The sequence below is a fragment of the Paracraurococcus lichenis genome (assembly GCF_030657435.1).
Lineage (GTDB): Bacteria > Pseudomonadota > Alphaproteobacteria > Acetobacterales > Acetobacteraceae > Paracraurococcus > Paracraurococcus lichenis.
Window position 1 is genome coordinate 1 of the sequence record NZ_JAUTWS010000034.1, and the last position, 16,721, is coordinate 16,721.

Genomic DNA, 16,721 nt, shown 5'->3' on the forward strand with positions numbered 1-16,721 from the left:
TCGGGCTTCCCGCGCGAAAGAGGGTGAGTGGGCCGGAGGAGTTGCACCTCCGGCCCCTCCCAGAACCGGACGTGAACCTCTCAGCTCATCGCGCAGTGACTCCGGCGCCTTCGTTGGTGCAGCGTCCTGGACGGTGCGCGCGTGGTGCCAAGCGCTATTGGCTGGAACAGCTCCGTCCACCCGGTCGACGATGTCGCTTTCAGCTGCTCACCGGGCCCTGATGCCAAGCGCGAAATCCGGGCGCGTACCTTCCTGCTGCGGGTTGGGCGCCTCCACACTCTCCTCGACTCACATCGCGAATCACGTCCGGGTCAGAAGATTTGGAAATCGTTATAATGAGATTGAATCACAGAAAGTGATGTGCAACGAACTGGTTAACGGTGTCCTAACTCGAGGCCAGCATGAGCGTCGTCGTCAACGGTCAGAACGAACTTGGCGAGTGGACCGCTTCGACCCGCCTCGACTACCTGGGCGCAAGCCCAAGCGGCTACGCCCTCTACGGCATTGTCGACCATACCAGCGACGGCGCCTCCTTCGTGTTCTGCCTGCAGAGCGCCACCGCCATCGGCGCCAACACCACTCTCTGGCTGAACACCGACGCCAACGCCGCCACCGGCTACTCCATCTTCACCGGCCTCAACGCTGGCGCCGACTACAACATCGATTTTGTGGCCGACGCCAATGGCAAGGTCGCGCCCTACCTCTACACCGGTGCCGCAGCCCAAAATTATGTCGCTGCCATCGGAGAGTATGCCTTCTCGAGCGATAGCAAGACGGTCGAGTTCCGCGTTCCCCTCACCGCCCTCGGCCTGACGACGGCTCCTGCGAAGACGCAAGTCTATGCCGACGTCAACGACGCCGTCTTCCTGCCCGGCGACTACGCCAGCATGCCGCCGCTCACCCTGCTCGACCAGGCCACCCTGCCGGCGCCCGCCACCACCGGCCTGCGGGTCGGCATCGTCTACTCCGAGACCAGCGCCGAAAAATTCTTCGACAAGACCGCCTATGCCGACCTGTTCATGGCCGCGCAGAACCAGGTGGCCATGGCCGGCGTGCCCTTTGACATCCTTACCGAGAGCGACCTCACCGACCTCAGCAAACTGGCCAGCTACAAGACCCTGATCTTCCCCTCCTTCGCCAACGTGCCCCTGGCCAAGGCCGCGGCGATCCAGCAGACCCTCGAGACCGCGACCCAGACCTACGGCGTCGGCATCATCACCGCCGGCAACTTCATGACCAACGACGAGACCGGCGCAGCGCTGCCCGGCAACTCGTATGCCAGCATGCAGATGCTGCTTGGCCTCGGCCGCGAAGGCGGCGCCAACGCCGTCGCAGTTCATGTCGCCGCCGCGCAGGATGTCAGCAATCCGATCATGGCCGGCTACACGGCCGGCGAGACCATCCGCGACTACGCCTCGATCGGCACCCAGTGGTTCACCAGCCTGACCTCGAACAGCACGGTCCTCGCCACCCAGACCGTGGCCGGCGCCACGCACGAAGCGGTCATCGCCACCACCACGGGCGGCCGCAACGTGCACTTCGCCACCGAAGGCATGCTCGCCGACAACAACATGCTGGCGCATGCCGTCGACTGGTCGGCTCAGCCTCTCACCGGCCCCACCCTGAAGCTGGAGATGAGCCGCCAGTCGGCCATCGTTGCCTCGCGCAGCGATGTGGACGAGGCGATGCAGCTCGACGAGGTCAAGCCGGCCAGCGGTCCAGGCATCTATGACAAGATGCTGCCCATCCTGCAGCAGTGGAAGACCGACTACAACTTTGTCGGCTCCTACTACATCGATATCGGCAACAACACCAACGGCACCGGCACGAACTGGACCGTCTCCAAGCCCTACTACCAGCAGCTGCTGGCCATGGGCAACGAGATCGGCTCGCACTCCATCACCCACCCCGAGGACACCAACCTCCTCACCCCCGCCCAGCTGCAGGCCGAGTTCCAGACCTCCAAAGCTGCCATCCAGGATAACCTCGGCATCACCGTCCTCGGCGCCGCCATCCCGGGCAATCCGGAAAAGATCGCGGTGTCCGAGCAGGTGATGCAGTACTATTCCTATCTCACCGGCGGCAACACGGCCGTGGGGGCCGGCTATCCCGGCGCTTTCGGCTACATGACGCCGAGTGACACTAGCAGTGTCTACATCGCGCCGAACATCTCCTCCGACTTCACCCTGGTCGGCTTCCAGAAGATGACCGCCGACCAGGCCAGCGCCGCCTGGCAGGCCGAGTGGAAGGCGGCGGTCTCGCATGCCGAGCTGCCCGTCGTCGTCTGGCCCTGGCACGACTACGGGCTGACCAACTTCCTGAATGACCCGACGCAGATCTACAACGACAAGATGTACACGGACCTGATCAAGACCGCCTACGACGCGGGATCGGAGTTCGTGACGCTGGCCGACCTCGCGCAGCGCATCGCCACCTTCGATAAGGCGTCGCTGAGCTACTCCATGGTCGACGCCGACACCATGAGCGTCACCGTCGGCAGCACCGCCGCCAGTACGGCGCTCGGCACCTTCGCCCTCGACCTCGAGGGTGGCAGCAAGATCAAGTCGGTCAGCGGCTGGTACGCCTACAACGCCGACAGCATCTTCCTGCCAACCGCCGGCGGTACCTTCACCGTCGACCTCGGCGCCACGCAGGATGACGTCACCCACATCACCGCCCTGCCCATGCGGGCGCAGCTGGTCTCGCTCACCGGCAATGGCCGCGACCTCGACTTCTCGGTGATGGGTGAGGGTCTGGTCACCATCGATCTCGCCGCGTCGGGCAGCCAGGCCGTCACCGTCACCGGCGCCACCGTCCAGAGCCTTGCCGGCGAGATCCTCACCCTGAACCTCGGTGCCATCGGTCAGCACACTGTCTCGGTCCGGCTGCCCAACCCGCCCTCGCCGGCCGAGAAGGTCGTGGCGCTCAGCCTATCGGCCGATAGCGGCGCCAGCAGCACCGATTTCATCACCAATGTCGCGGCGCAGACCGTCGGCGGCACCCTGAGTGCCCCCCTTGCTGCCGGCGACGTGGTCCAGGTCTCGCTCGACAATGGCGCGCACTGGCAGGCGGCGACCAGCACGGCCGGTAGCACGAGTTTCACGCTCGCCGGCGTGACGCTGAGCGGCAGCGGCGCGCTCCAGGCCCGGGTCATGGGCTCGCTCGGCTCGGCCAGCGACGTGCTGCAGCAGCCCTATGTGCTTGATCAGGCGGCGCCCACCGAGACGGTCGCCATCGCTGCGATGACCAAGGACAGTGGCACGGCCGGCGACTTCCTGACCAACGACGGCAGCGCCGGTCGCACCATCACCGGCACCCTCTCGGCCGCCTTGTCGGCCGACGAGCGGCTGCAGGTCTCCTCCGATGGCGGTGCCACCTGGGTGGCTGCCACGGTCAGCGGCACCAGCTGGAGCGCGGCCGATGCCGGTACGCACACGGCGAACTGGACCATCCAGGGCCATGTCGTCGACCTCGCCGGCAATCTCGGCCCGCTCGCCAGCACGCTCGTGACCTATGACAGCGTCGCCCCCACCGAGACGGTCGCCATCACCGGGATGACCAAGGACAGTGGCACGGCCGGCGATTTCGTGACCAACGACGGCAGCGCCGGTCGCACCATCACCGGCACGCTCTCGGCCGCCTTGTCGGCCGACGAGCGGCTGCAGGTCTCCTCCGATGGCGGTGCCACCTGGGTGGAGGCGACGGTCAACGGCACCAGCTGGAGCACGGTCGATGCCGGCGCACACACGGCGAACTGGACCATCCAGGGCCATGTCGTCGACCTCGCCGGCAATCTCGGTCCGCTCGCCAGCAAGCTCGTGACCTATGACAGCGCCATCCCTCCCGAAACCGTCCCCACCACCCCGCCGGCGCAAGGTCCAGTCGACAATGGAGGCGGCGGTGCCAATGAGCCCACCGTCACCCCGCCGGCGCAAGGTCCGGTCGACAATGGCGGCGGCGGTGCTAATGGGCCCACTTCGGCACCAGGTCTGCTCGTCAACGGCGACGATGATGCCAACACGCTCACCGGGACGGCCGGCAATGACACCATAGCAGGATTCGGCGGCAACGACACGATTAACGGAGGTCCCGGTAACGACCAGGTGGATGGCGGTGCCGGACTTGACACGCTCGTCATCAACGCCGCCCGGGCACTGAGCACGGCGGTCCACGGCACCGATGGCGCATGGACCGTGACCGGTCCGGACGGCATCGACGCGCTCACGGGCATCGAGCGGGTGCAGTTCAGCGACGGCACCTTGGCGCTCGATGTGGATGGGAATGCCGGCCAGGCCTATCGACTTTATCTGGCTGCCTTCAATCGCACACCCGACATCGCCGGCTTGCAGTTCCAGACCAACGAGCTCGACACGCATCTCGCGCTTTGGCAGGTCGCCAGCAACTTCCTCGCTTCGCCTGAGTTCCAAAGCCTCTACGGCACTCTGGATGCCATGACGGACACGCAGTTCGTTACTTCGCTCTACAGCAATGTCCTGCATCGCGCGCCAGAGGCCGCCGGGCTGAGTTTCCACCTCGCCAACCTCGCCGCAGGCCTGAATCGCCATGATCTGCTGGTCCAGTTCTCCGAAAGCCCGGAAAATCAGGCCAACGTGCTGCCCGCCATCAAGGATGGGGTCTGGCTGGGATGATGCCTCCCTGCCCGGTTCGGTGGCAGGAGCGCGGATCATCCCGAGAGCGGCCTTGGTAAAGACATGATGAACGGCAGTGATGGCAATGACATCTTCAGGATGCGGCTGGGAAGCGGTTACGCCGTGATCACCGATGTCGTCGCGGCGCTCGGTGCCTTGCACGCCATCCTGCCGCGTCCCGGCTTCGGTAGCAGCGGCGCGCGTGTCGTGGCGCCGGCCGAGCAGACCGGCACCGGCGCGCTCGTTACCCGCGACAACTCGCCCACCCTGCTGCGGCAGGGGGCTGCACAACCGGGCCGGGTGTTGGCGGGCGCAGTGTTGGACGGGCCGTAAGGCGGGCGCGGCGGCCGGGTGCGGGCGGGGCGGTCGTGCCCCGGCCAAGCCCGGCGGATCCGTCGCCAATTGAGACTGAGGGCATAGGCAGCGACGCGAAAGACACACACATGGCACATGGGACGGATCAGGCTGGGCAGCACGCAAGCCACGCGCGGTCTGTGGCGGTGGGCGAGACGAGCGAGACGCGGCTGACATCGGACCGGTCGGAAACCCGCAGGCCGGGCGATGCCGCCGCACAGGTCGTGCCGGTGCCGGCGCCTGCCGACGAGGCGTCCTGGTCGGCCCAGGTCCTGCGCTATCTCCGCACCCATCCGGCGCTGCCCGTCGCCGCATCGTCGGGGCGGCCCGCGTGAGGAACCGACGGCAGCGCCGGACAGCGCCGGTACGCGCCCGGCCGCGGCCCGGCATGGCCTTTGGCGGGCAGCACCCTGGCCAGGCCGTGGTGCGGTGGCGGGGCGCAGATCCGCACCTGGCCGGCCGCCATGGCCGACCCGCCCTCCGGTCCGGACTGCGATCCGCGGTGACGCGTGCCGCACGGCGCGGCCATGGGCCGCTCGCCGCGTCTGTTCACCCCGCACCCGGGAGGCGGCTGGCATGTCGGGCCTGAGGCAGCATTGGCGCTTCCCTGTGCGCCCGCGACGCCCGCTGCTCGGCGGCCTGGCGGGCGCCCTCCTGGGGCAGGTCTCGCGGGCGCATCCGGCGCACGCCGTGACGGGCGACCCGCGCTTCCTGGTGTATTATGGGGGCGAGGCCCAGGACGCGATCCGGCAGTACGGACTCGCCGTGCTCGACCCCGCCATCAAGGCCAACCTGGCGCGCTGTCGGGGTCCGGACAGCCTCCTGCTCGGCTATCTGAGCCTCGGGGAGGTTCATGCCGGCCAGTCCTATGCGCCGGCACTGGCGCGCGCGGGCCTGCTCTTCGAGCCCAATCCGAACTGGCCCGATGCGCGCCTGCTGGACATGCGGTCGGCGCAGTGGCGCGAATGGGTCGTGGAGCGGCTGGTGCCCACCATCCTGGCACGCGGCTTCGACGGCCTGTTTTTTGACACGCTGGACAATGCCGAAGCCCTGGAGCAGCGCGATCCCGTCCGCTTTGGCGGCATGGTGGCGGGCGCCGCCGCGCTGGTCCGTGCCGTGCGGCAGCGCTTTGCCGGTGTCCCGCTCATGATCAACCGCGGCTATGCGGTGCTGCCGCAGATCGCCGGCCAGTTCGATATGCTGCTGGGCGAGTCCGTGTACAGCACCTTCGACGCCGGCGCGAAGGGCTACCGCCTGATGCCCGAGGCTGGGTACGCCTGGCAGGTCGAGCGCCTGCGGGCGGCGCGGGAGCGCGACCGGCGTCTGCGCGTGTTCTCGCTGGACTATTGGGACCCGCAGGACCGCGCTGGTCTCGCGCGCATCTATGCCGTGCAACGGGCCAACGGCTTCGTCCCCTACGTGGCCACGCCCGACCTCACCCGCATCGTTCCCGCGCCATGACACCCTCCGTCGCACTGCCGGCAGCCCGCCTCCCTGCCCTCCTGTTCGGTGTGGCCGCGGTGGCGTTGAGTCTGGCCCTCATCCCGCGCGGATGGGAATTGGCGCAGTTGCGCCTGGAGGCCGGCGATCCCCGGCGTGCGGTCACCATCCTGGAAGCCAGGATGGCGGCCGGCGATCATTCCCCGGCGACTGTCGCCGCCCTCGCACGGGCACGCGCCGACGCGGGGGATCCGGTGGGCGCCGCCCAGCTGCTGCAGGCCCTGGCCGCGCAACGGCCGCGCGATGCGGCGGTGTTCACGGCCCTGGCCGGGTTGCAGCGCACGATCGGCGATGCCGAGGGACTGACCCGCACGCTGGAGCGTCTGCAGACGCTGGCGCCAACCGCGGCCCAGCAGCGCGAACTGGCCAGGCTCTACGCGGCCGCCGGCCGCACCGTGGAGCAGCGTGCCGCTCTGCGCCGTCTCGTCGCCGACAAGACGGCGGAGGTGGAGGACTATCTGGTCCTGGCGCGCCTGGAGGCCGCGCTGGGGCAGCCAAGTGCCGGCGTCGCAGCCCTGCGCGCCCTCGGGGGGCGTCGACCGGGTGCGGTGGATGCCAGCGTGGTTGGGCTCGAGCTGAGCTTGCTGCTCGCCAGTGGCGAGGCGGACCAAGCCTTCCAGCGCGCCACCGACTGGCTGCAGCGGCAGCGGCGCGATCTGGCCCAGGCCGGGCCGCTCCTTGCCGGCAGTCTCACCATGGGGGGGCGTCCGGATCTCGCGGCTGCCCTCCTGCAGCCCTACGCCGGCATGGGGGCCGCGCCACGGCTCGTCACCGCGCTCGCCCAGGCCGAGAACGATGCCGGGCATCCCGCGGCCGGCCTGCAACGCCTCGAACAGCTGGATGCCACCGGCGGGGAGGAGAACGGCCAGTCCGCCCTGCTGCGTCTTCGCCTCGCCCTGGTCGTGAGCGACGTAGACCGCATCCTGGCGGCGGCTGAGCGTCTCGGCTGGCCAGCCGTGCCGGACGATCTCGTGTCGCCGGTGATCGCCGCGGCCCTGGCCGCCGGGCAGCCCGCACCACTGCAGCGTCTGGCTGCGCTCGACGAGGCGCGCCTGGCGGTTGCCCCGGTGTCCGCGGCGGAGCTCCGCCTGGCCCTGGGCGATGCCGCGGAGGCGCGACGCTGGAGCGATCGTGCCGCCGCGGCCGTCGCAGGCCGGCCCGACCTGGCCCTGCAGCTGGCCGCGCTGGAACTCCGGCTCGGCCGGCGCGACCGGGCCGGCGCCCTGCTCGGCCCGGTGCTGACCGACCCGGCACTGCCGGCCGCCGCGCTGCCCACGGCGGCTCGCCTGTTCATCCGGGCCGGGCGCGCCGGCGAGGCAGCGACGGCCTTGGCAACGCTGCGCCGGGACCGCCCCTCCCCCGAAGCCGAGATGGCCTGGGCTTTGGTCGCCACGGCTGCCGGCCGCGGCGAGGCTGTTGCCGCCTGGCTTGCCGCGCCTGGACGCGTCGGGCTGCCCGACGCCCTGTTGCGCGACCTGGTGCACCTCGCCATGGATGCCGGGACACGCCGCCCGGCGCTGGCCCTGGCAGAGCGGTTGGCCGCGGCCTCCGGCCGTGCCGAGGACGGGCTGCTCCTGATCCAGTTGCTGCTCGATGCGGGGCAGCCGCGACGGGCCCTGGAGCGTCTGCGCGCGCTCCCGGCGGGCGCGGCGGTGCCCGAGACGCTGCGTGAGGCCGTGCTGATGGAGGCCTGGCGCCAGGGGGCACCCGTCCAGGAGGAGGTGCGGGCCCTGGCACGGCGGCGGCTCGCGGCGGCGGCAACGCCAGCCGAGCGCGAGGCTGCAGTCACCCTCCTGCTGGCGCTGCAGGCGCATGCCGAGCTGCTGCCCGTGCTGCGGACGCTGGCGCTCCAGGCGCCCGAACGCTGGCTTTGGGCGCACGGCACCGCGGCGGCGGCGGCCGGACGCGAGGGCGAGGCGGTTGCGCTCTGGCTCGAGCTCGTCGGTCGTCCGGCCCTGCCGGCGGCGCTGCGACGGCAGCTCGCCTTCCGGCTGCTGGAGGCCGGCGACAAGCGGGCGGCGGAGCGGGCCTTCCGCACCCTCGCCGCCACCGCGCCGCCAGACAGTCCCGATGTCCGCCAGCTGCTGTTCCTCTGGGGGCCGCGGCCGGGTGCGGCGGAGCTGCAATGGCTCGAGGCGCGCGGGCGGCAGGCGGACGCGGGGGAGCAGGCCGCCTGGATGCGCATCCTCACCGACCGTGGCGCACCAGCACGGGCCATCGCGCTCTATCGTGCCGAGGCCCGCGACAGCGTGCCCGAGCCGCTGCTCGACGCCTATCTCGGGGCGTTGGAGGCGCAGGATGACCGCGCCGCCCTCGCCGCGGCGGTGCGGGCGGCGCTGCCGCAGGCCCGGGCGGCGGGCCCGCTGCGGCATCTGGCCCGCCTGGCCGCCCGCACGGGCAACACGGCGCTGGAGCAGCAGGTCCTGGAGCGCCTGGTGGCGACTGGCGAGAGCGGCCCCGACGTGCAGTACCGGCTCGGCGCCCTGGCCTATCTCCGGCGGGACCGGGAGACGGCGGAGCGGTTGCTGTCGGGCTTTGTGGCGGCGACCGGGGGCAATGCCGAGAGCTGGACCTTGCTCGGCGACCTCGCGGCCGGACGGCGCGAGACCGCCGTGGCCCGGCAGCGCTACGGCGAGGCGCTGCGCCGAATCGACGCCGCGGGCGATCGCTCGCGCCAGGCCCGTGCCGCCCGGGCGCACCTGCTGCACTGCCTGGGACAGGAGACGGAGGCGGTGCGGCTCTACGAGGCGCTGCTCGCCGAGCGGCCCGGCGATGACACGGTGCGCGCCGATTATGCGGCCATGCTGCTCGGCCAGGGTGCCTTGCAGCGGGCCCGCGAGATACTAGGCAGCCGATGACATCCTCACTCCCCTGCGGCGCCCTGGCTGTGTTGACCATGCTGACCGTGCTGCGGGCCGCGACCGCAGCCGCCCAGCCCACGCCGGACGCTACGCCACCTCTGCCCGCTACCACGCTGGAACAGCGGGGCGCGGCGGCCGAGGCGCCGGGGGACCAACCAGCGCCGGTAGCGACCGAGGCGGTCACCCTCCTGCTGCCCGGGACCGCCGGTGCCACGCTGCGCCAGGAGGGCCGCGAGGCACTGCTCGCCTTTCCGCGCGCCTTGCCGCCAATTGATGCCCCTGGCCTCATGGCGCGCGCGGCGGGCCTGCTGGACGGGGTCAGTCTCGGTTACGACACCCTGCTGCTGACCCTGGCGCCGGAGGTCACCCTGACCCTGGAGCCGGGCCGGGATGGCTTGCAGCTCCGGCTGGTGCGGGCACCGGGAACGGCATCGGCCTCCCCGACTGACGAGCCGGCGGCAAGGAGCGCCGCCACTGATGCCGGGCAATCGCTGCGGCTGCGGCTGCTCGCGGCGCAGCTGCTGGTGCAGACGGGACGGCTGAGCGAGGCGCGCACGGAATTTGCCGCCCTGCGCGGCGAGATGCCGGACAGTCCCGAGCCGCTCGCTGGAGGGGCTGCCATCGAGCAGCGGACCGGTCGCTGGCGACAGGCTCTCGCCCTGTACCAGCAGGCGCTCCTGCTCGACCCCGGCGAGCCTGCCAACATCGCCGCCCTTGCCGCCCTCGAGCGGGTCGTGGCGCCCCGGCTGCGGGCCGATCTGGAGTACCGCGAAACCCAGGGTGGCGTCGGGACGGGGCGGGCCAGCGCCACCGTCGGCGGGCTCAGCGGTCAGCAGCGCTTCGGCGAAGGCTGGCGTCTTGGCCTGGTGACGGAGATTGCCGGGGTGACGGCGGCGCAAGTGCAGCGGCGCGACGGCACGGTCGGACCGTTCTCGGGTGAACGGCAACGGGGCGAGCTCTTCCTGCAGTATGACGCGCTGGCGGGGCAGGTGGTGGTTGGGTCGCTGTTCCTCGGCGACACGGCGCTGGGCGCCGGCCTGCGGGCCGAGCTGCCCGACAGCAGCGGCGTGACCGCGCTGCGGGCCGAGTACCGGCGGCCCAACTGGGACTTCTTTCAAAGCATGATCAACTACGGCACGCGCGACCGCTTGGCGGTCGGCCGCCGGCAGCAGCTCATCAGCAATCTCAGCGGCCGGCTGGAGGTCGGGGTGAACCGCTACGGCGTCGCCGGCGATCGTGACGTCACGGCCACCACCTCGCTGGCCGGAGAGCTGCGCCTCGGTGAGATCGGCGGCCTGCGGGGCCTGTCGGCGGCCTATATCCTCGATGCCGAATACCTGCTCCGGCAGGACGAGCGGACCGGACCGGACGGGCAGCGCTTCACGCCGCTCCAGATTGTCAGCCGAGAGGTGCATGCCCTGACCCTCGGCTATGCCCGGACCTGGGGAGCCTCCCCGGCCGAGGGCATGGCCAACCTCGAGCTGTCGGGCGGCTACGGCGTCGACCGCTACGGCAAGGCCGGGCCGCTGCTCGCCGGCTCGGTCGGCTACGTCCGTGGCCGGTTCGAGCTGCGGCTGCGCGGCAGCTACGTGGAAAACATCGGCCGCGCCCGGGGCACCACCTCGGTGTTCGGCGGCGCTCTGACCTGGTACTTCTGACATGCTGCCGTCCCAGGATCCCGCTGTCGCACCGCCGCGGCACCTCCTCGGTATCCGTCTGGCCAGCCTGCTGGAAACTCTTGCCCTGCTGGGGGCAGGCCTGGCGGTCGATGCGGTGCTGTTCGGCGGCGATCGCTTCGCCGGGATCTCGCCACATCCCTTCGGCGTGGTCGTGCTGCTGGCTGCCGTGCAATACGGCACGCGCGAAGGCCTGGCCGCCGCCCTGCTGGCCAGCCTCGCCCTGCTGGCCGACCGGCTGCCCGAGCAGGCCTTCGGCGAGGATCTCTACACCTGGCTGCTGCGGATTGGCAGCGTGCCGGTACAGTGGTTCATCGCCGGGCTGGTCCTCGGCCAGATCCGCGACGGTCACCGGCGGAAGGCCGAGACCCAGGCCCAGGCGCTGGCCGAGCTGCGCATGCAGGCCGAGGCCATCGTCGCGGCCTATGACCGGCTTGCCGCGAGCCGGGCCGAGCTGGAAGCGCGGGTGGCGGGGCAGGCGCGCACGGTCCGGGCCATGTACGCCGCCGCACGCGCCATCGAGCAGCAGAGCACGGACGCGGTCCTGATCGGGGTCGCGGCGCTGGTCCAGTCGACACTGGGCGCACAGAAATTCTCCCTGTTCCTGCTCGATGGCGAGCGGCTGGACCTGGTGGCCACCGAGGGCTGGGGCGCCGCCGATCGCCTCGCCAGGCACTTCGACGGCAGCGCGCTGCTGTTCCGGGCGATGGTGGGCGAGCGCCGCGTTCTCACCGCGGTGGAGCCGGCCGGCGAAGCCATCCTGGCTGGCGAGGGCCTGCTCGCCGGTCCGCTGGTCAGCGAGGAGACCGGGCGGGTCATCGGCATGCTGAAGATCGAAGCGATCCCCTTCACCGAGCTGAACCCCTCCGCCGTGCAGAACTTTCGCCTGCTCTGCGAATGGATCGGCACCGCCTATGACAGGGCGCTCCGCTGCGAACGGCTGCGTGGGCAGCAGGCCCTCGTCATGCCGCTGCTGGGATAGGCCACGATGCGACCCCTGGCGCCGCCCGGCGGCACCGCCCTCCCCTCCCCGTCCGTCTGGATCCGCCTGACAACCGGCCTGCTGTGCGGGCTGGCGATCTGCGCCGAGATGGTGATCACGGCCGCGGCGCTGCGCGCCCTGGCGCCGCCGGACCTGCTGCTGACCGCGCAGCTTGCCACCTCCATCGCCTGCCTCCTGGGCGCCGCAGCGCTGTACCGTTGCGGCGGCCGCGATCCGGCCGGCCTGCTGCTGCTGCTCGCCAGCGCCGTCACCGGGCCTTTCGGGGCCTTGGGTGGCGGCCTCTGCGCTGCCCTGCGCATCGGCTTTGCCAGCAGCGCCACCCCCTTCGAGCAGTGGTACGCGGCCCTCTTTCCTGCCGTCGAGGTATCGCCCGTCGAGGCGCTGTACGAGCGGGTCGTGCTGCGCGGCAGCGGGCCGGAGGCCCGGGGCGGCGTCGCCCCTTTCAGCGACATCATGGCACTCGGCACGGTGCCGCAGAAGCAGGCCGCGATCGCCCTGATCGCCGACGAGTTCCGGCCCAGCTTCGCGCCGGCACTGCTGCGCGCCCTGAACGACCCCGAGCCGGCCATCCGGGTCCAGGCCGCGACCGCCTCGGCGCGGATCGAGAACCGCTTTCTCGAGCGCGCGCTCGCCCTGGAGGAGCAGCTCGCGGCGGCACCGAGGGATCCCGCACGGCTGCTCGCGCTCGCCCGGCACCACGATGCCTACGCCCATACCGGGCTGCTGGATGGTGGCCGCGCGACGGCAGAGCGGCATCGGGCGCTCGAGCTCTATGAGCGCCTCGCCTGGATGCGGCCCGCCGACCCCGAGTTGGCGCAGGTGATCGGGCGCCTGCTGCTCCGCCTCGATCGCCCGACGGAGGCGCTGGACCGCCTGGCACCCCTGGTGAACAGACCCGGCGCCCCGCCGGAGCTCCTGGCCTGGTACCTGGAATGCCTGTACCGGCTCGGCCGCATCGGGGCACTGCGCCAGGCTGCGGCGCGCCACGGGCAGAGCATCGCTGTCTCGGCGCTGCCGCAGGAGGTGCGCGACATCTGCCGGCTTTGGGCCGAGAGTGCCGTGGAGGCGACGCCCGCATGATCTGGATGTCCCGCAAGCCTCTGCCCGAGGCCGACATCTGCCTTGTCCTCGAGGGCGCCTATCCCTTTATCGCCGGCGGCGTCTCCTCCTGGACCCACGACCTGATCCGGGCGCATCCGGACCTCACCTTCCATCTCGCCACGCTCGCCGCGGACGAGGCTCCCAAGCCCCTGCGCTTTGATCTGCCGGCCAACGTCATCCAGATGACCACGATCCCGCTGCAGCAATCCGAAGCGCGGCTGACGTCCGGCCGCGGGATCGAGCGCATGATCGGGGCGCTGCAACGCCCCCTCGCTGGCCTCTTTGCCCGCGGCGGGCTGGCCGAGTTCCGCGCGCTGTTGCAGGTGTTGCGGCAGCACCCCCGCACGGCGACGCGCGCGGCCTTGATGAACTCGGAGGCGGCCTTCCGGATGGTGGAGGCGATGTACGAGGCCGCCGTCCCGGGCAGCTCCTTCCTGAACTACTTCTGGACCTGGCGGTCGCTCGCCGGTGGCCTGTTCTCCGTCCTGCTGGCGCCGCTGCCACGGGCCCGCGTCTACCACGCCGTCTCAACCGGCTATGCCGGGCTGCTGGTGGCCCGTGCGGTCCTCGAGACTGGCCGGCCGGGCCTGCTCACCGAGCACGGCATCTACACCAACGAGCGGCGGGTGGAGATCGCCATGGCGGAGTGGCTGGCTGACCGGATTCCCGGCTCGCTCGGCATCGAGGCGCGGCGACGCGACCTGCGCGATGTCTGGATCGAGGCGTTCACCGGCTACTCGCGGGTCTGCTACGAGGCCTGCGACCGCATCACCACGCTCTACGCCGGCAATCAGCTGCTGCAGATACGCGACGGCGCGCCGCCGGATCGCCTGACGATCATCCCCAATGGCGTCGACTACGATGGCTTCTCGGCCGTGCCGCGTGATCCGGCGCCCCGCCCACCCACGGTGGCCCTGATCGGCCGTGCCGTGCCCATCAAGGACGTAAAGACCTACATTCGTGCCGCCGCCATCCTGCGCCAGATGGTGCCGGAGGTGCGCGTGCTGCTGCTGGGCCCGACCGACGAGGATCCGGCCTATTTCCAGGAATGCACGGACATGGTGGCGCATCTCGGCCTGCAGGAGACCTTCACCTTCACCGGCCGGGTGCGATTGCAGGACTACCTCGGCAAAGTGGACGTGGTCGCCCTCACCAGCATCAGCGAGGCGCAACCGCTGGTGCTGCTCGAGGCCGGGGCTGCCGGCGTGCCGAGCGTTGCCACCGATGTCGGCTCCTGCCGCGACATGATCGAGGGGCGTGCCGACGAGGATCCGCCGCTGGGCCCCGGCGGCTTCGTCACCCCCCTCGCCGATCCGGCCGCCACCGCGCGGGGCCTGGCTGCCCTGCTGCTCGACCCGGCCCTGCGGGCGCGATGCGGTGAGGCGATCCGCCGGCGGACCGAACGCTACTACAACAAGCGGGTGGTCGACCGGCTCTACCGCGAGCTCTACGAGGCGCATCTGGCCCTGCCCGATGATGCGGCCGAGGCGGCCGCAGCCTGATGGCCGGCATTGGCTTTCCGCTGCGGCGGCTGGCGCAGCAGGACACGCTCAGCGGCGGCTTGCGCGCCTACCTGCATGCCGGCATCATTTCGTCGGGCCCCTGGCTGCTCACCGTGCTGGCGCTGGGCGGCATCGAGCTGTTCGGGCGGAGCCTGCTCGCGCCCGAGATGGTGCAACGCTTCTCGCAAGTGGTCATCTACAATTTCGCCTTCTCGCTCGTACTGTCCGGCCCGATTGTGCTGGTGATCACCCGACGGCTGGCCGACCACATTCATGCGCGGGACATCAGCGAAGCCCCGGGGATGTTCATCGGCGCACTGGCGGTGATCCTGGCCGTGCAGACCGCCCTCGGTCTGCCGTTCTACGGGCTGGTCGCGGCCCTGCCGCTGGCCGAGCGGGTGCTGGCGCTCATCGGCCTGCAGTTGGTGGGCGGTATCTGGCTCGCCGCGGCCTTCATGTCGGCGCTGAAGAGTTTCGATTCCATCACCGCCGCCTTCGCCCTGGGCTTGGCCACCGGCATCGTGGGGGCGGTGGCCCTCACACCCGACTTCGGGGTGGCCGGGATGCTGGCCGGCTTCAACGCCGGCCTTGCCCTTGTCTTCTTCTGGCTCGCGGCGCGCATTTTCGCCGAGTACCCGCACCCGGTCGCGCGCCCCTTCGCCTTTCTCGGCGACTTGCGCAGGTATTGGGAGTTCGCCCTCGTGGGGCTGCTCTACAATGCCGCCATCTGGGTCGACAAGTGGATCATGTGGTTTGCACCGGGACGCTCGGTTGTCACCGGGGGAATGCCGTCCAACCCGGCTTACGATGGGGCGATGTTCCTGGCCTACCTGACCATCGTGCCATCGATGGCGCTGTTCCTGCTGGCCATCGAGACCCGGTTCTTCGAAACCTATCTGCGCTTCTATCGCAGCATCCGCAACCATGCGACGGCCGCAGAAATCCGGCGCGACCATCGCGCCATCCTCCGCGACCTCGGGCAGGGCCTGTGCAGCCTCGCCGTTCTGCAGGCTGCCGTGTGCTACCTGGCCATTCTGGTCGCGCCCGGGCTGATCGGCCTGGCCCGCGGCGGAGTGGAAATGGTCTTCATCTTCCGTTTTGGCGCCCTGGGCGCTGCGTGTCACATGCTGCTGCTCGCCGTGATGGTGGTGATCGCCTATTTCGATTTCCGGAGCACCATGTTGGCCGTCGCCGTCATGTTCTTCGCGCTGAATGCCGGGCTGACCCTGGGCACGCTGTGGCTGGACCTCGGCTACCACGGCTATGGCTACTTCATAGCGGCCTTGCTGTCGCTGCTCTTTGCGTATTCAGCCACGGCAACCCGCCTCGTGCGCCTGCCTTACATGACCTTCGTCGGGAACAACCGTACGCTGCGCTGAGTGCCCATCGGCCAGGCACGGCTGTTCAAGGCTGTGGAATGTTGCGGAGGTCGAGGAGGTCATCGACGCCACCGATGGCGGCGCGGTAGCGGTCCTGCAGGAGTGAGCTTCGGCGGTTGGCCTCGAGGATGCCGAAGGCGAAGCTGCGGCGGCGGCCGAAGAGACCCGGACTGCAGCGAATGCGGGAGCGGTCCTCGCCCATGGTGACGTCGCGGGCGTCGTGCGAGGTGTTCTCAACCTTCCCGTGGTCCCGGATGGCAGAGGCGGCGCGAATGACTGGGATCGCGGTGGTGGCGAGGTAGAAGGCGGCCTCGGAGGAGCGTGTCCAGAGACCAGTCCTGGCGCTGCGGGTGAGGACGTCGCGCTCGATGCGGATCACGGCACCGATGAGGGACGCCCACTCGGTGTCGGTGAAGGCGGCGGCGGCATTGAAGACGGCGCCGCTGCGCTCCTCCTGGCGGTTGCGCCCCCGATCACGGCGACTGGCCGTGGAAAGCGGGGTGGCGCTGGCGCAGAGGTCCTTGGCTTGCTGACGCAGGGTGGGCTGGTTGTCCTTGACCTGCATGGTCAGGTCGGCGCCGAACTTTGCGGCGAGCTCGAAGGTTTCCTCTGGCGGTGCAGGGCGTCGAGCGTGACCAGGTGGCCAGCCGGTGAGAACTCCAGCACAGCATACAATATAATATGTAACGATATGGT

At 70.4% G+C, this 16,721-nt stretch carries 11 protein-coding genes; 10 read left to right on the forward strand and 1 reads right to left on the reverse strand.

Annotated elements, in window-relative coordinates; translation table 11 throughout:
* The first annotated feature begins 401 nt into the window (after positions 1 to 401).
* The 10 genes from Q7A36_RS25575 (at position 402) to pelG (ending at position 16,025) form a co-directional block, all read left to right on the forward strand.
* Complete coding sequence (locus Q7A36_RS25575; RefSeq protein WP_305106600.1) at positions 402 to 4,649, forward strand: DUF4214 domain-containing protein; 4,248 nt, start codon at positions 402 to 404, stop codon at positions 4,647 to 4,649.
* A gap of 63 nt (positions 4,650 to 4,712) precedes the next feature.
* Entirely contained in the window at positions 4,713 to 4,982 is a 270-nt protein-coding gene (locus tag Q7A36_RS25580) for a hypothetical protein (protein WP_305106601.1), read from the forward strand.
* A gap of 167 nt (positions 4,983 to 5,149) precedes the next feature.
* On the forward strand, positions 5,150 to 5,338 hold the full coding sequence (locus tag Q7A36_RS25585) for a hypothetical protein (protein WP_305106602.1): 189 nt from the start codon (positions 5,150 to 5,152) through the stop codon (positions 5,336 to 5,338).
* A gap of 355 nt (positions 5,339 to 5,693) precedes the next feature.
* Entirely contained in the window at positions 5,694 to 6,464 is a 771-nt protein-coding gene (locus Q7A36_RS25590; protein ID WP_305106603.1) for an endo alpha-1,4 polygalactosaminidase, read from the forward strand.
* A 98-nt stretch (positions 6,465 to 6,562) separates the two neighbouring features.
* Positions 6,563 to 9,361: a tetratricopeptide repeat protein gene (locus Q7A36_RS25595; protein ID WP_305106604.1), complete on the forward strand. Its 2,799-nt coding sequence runs from the start codon at positions 6,563 to 6,565 to the stop codon at positions 9,359 to 9,361.
* Positions 9,358 to 11,022 carry a hypothetical protein gene (locus Q7A36_RS25600; RefSeq protein ID WP_305106605.1) on the forward strand — a complete coding sequence of 555 codons (1,665 nt, stop codon included), beginning with the start codon at positions 9,358 to 9,360 and terminating at the stop codon, positions 11,020 to 11,022. Before Q7A36_RS25595 ends, Q7A36_RS25600 begins: the two co-directional genes overlap by 4 nt.
* Position 11,023: 1 nt before the next feature.
* A complete protein-coding gene (locus tag Q7A36_RS25605) occupies positions 11,024 to 12,022 on the forward strand; it encodes a GAF domain-containing protein (protein WP_305106606.1) in 999 nt (332 codons plus the stop codon).
* A 6-nt stretch (positions 12,023 to 12,028) separates the two neighbouring features.
* Positions 12,029 to 13,123, forward strand: coding sequence for a tetratricopeptide repeat protein (locus Q7A36_RS25610; protein WP_305106607.1), 1,095 nt, complete (start codon positions 12,029 to 12,031; stop codon positions 13,121 to 13,123).
* The gene (gene pelF / locus Q7A36_RS25615; RefSeq protein ID WP_305106608.1) at positions 13,120 to 14,646 is read left to right on the forward strand and encodes a GT4 family glycosyltransferase PelF; all 1,527 of its coding nucleotides are present in this window, start codon (positions 13,120 to 13,122) and stop codon (positions 14,644 to 14,646) included. Before Q7A36_RS25610 ends, pelF begins: the two co-directional genes overlap by 4 nt.
* Positions 14,646 to 16,025 (forward strand): exopolysaccharide Pel transporter PelG, encoded by a 1,380-nt coding sequence (gene pelG / locus Q7A36_RS25620; protein ID WP_305106609.1) that lies wholly within the window; start codon positions 14,646 to 14,648, stop codon positions 16,023 to 16,025. Before pelF ends, pelG begins: the two co-directional genes overlap by 1 nt.
* A 25-nt stretch (positions 16,026 to 16,050) precedes the next feature.
* On the opposite strand, the gene Q7A36_RS25625 is transcribed toward pelG, so the two are convergent.
* A complete protein-coding gene (locus tag Q7A36_RS25625; RefSeq protein WP_305106610.1) occupies positions 16,051 to 16,590 on the reverse strand; it encodes a hypothetical protein in 540 nt (179 codons plus the stop codon).
* Between the last annotated feature and the right edge of the window lie 131 nt (positions 16,591 to 16,721).

Coding starts and splice junctions, on each gene's coding strand:
- pelF (WP_305106608.1), top strand. CDS start 13,120: ATGATCTGGATGTCCCGCAAGCCTCTGCCCGAGGCCGACATCTGCCTT.
- pelG (WP_305106609.1), top strand. CDS start 14,646: ATGGCCGGCATTGGCTTTCCGCTGCGGCGGCTGGCGCAGCAGGACACG.
- Q7A36_RS25600 (WP_305106605.1), top strand. CDS start 9,358: ATGACATCCTCACTCCCCTGCGGCGCCCTGGCTGTGTTGACCATGCTG.
- Q7A36_RS25575 (WP_305106600.1), top strand. CDS start 402: ATGAGCGTCGTCGTCAACGGTCAGAACGAACTTGGCGAGTGGACCGCT.
- Q7A36_RS25580 (WP_305106601.1), top strand. CDS start 4,713: ATGATGAACGGCAGTGATGGCAATGACATCTTCAGGATGCGGCTGGGA.
- Q7A36_RS25610 (WP_305106607.1), top strand. CDS start 12,029: ATGCGACCCCTGGCGCCGCCCGGCGGCACCGCCCTCCCCTCCCCGTCC.
- Q7A36_RS25605 (WP_305106606.1), top strand. CDS start 11,024: ATGCTGCCGTCCCAGGATCCCGCTGTCGCACCGCCGCGGCACCTCCTC.
- Q7A36_RS25625 (WP_305106610.1), bottom strand. CDS start 16,590: ATGCAGGTCAAGGACAACCAGCCCACCCTGCGTCAGCAAGCCAAGGAC.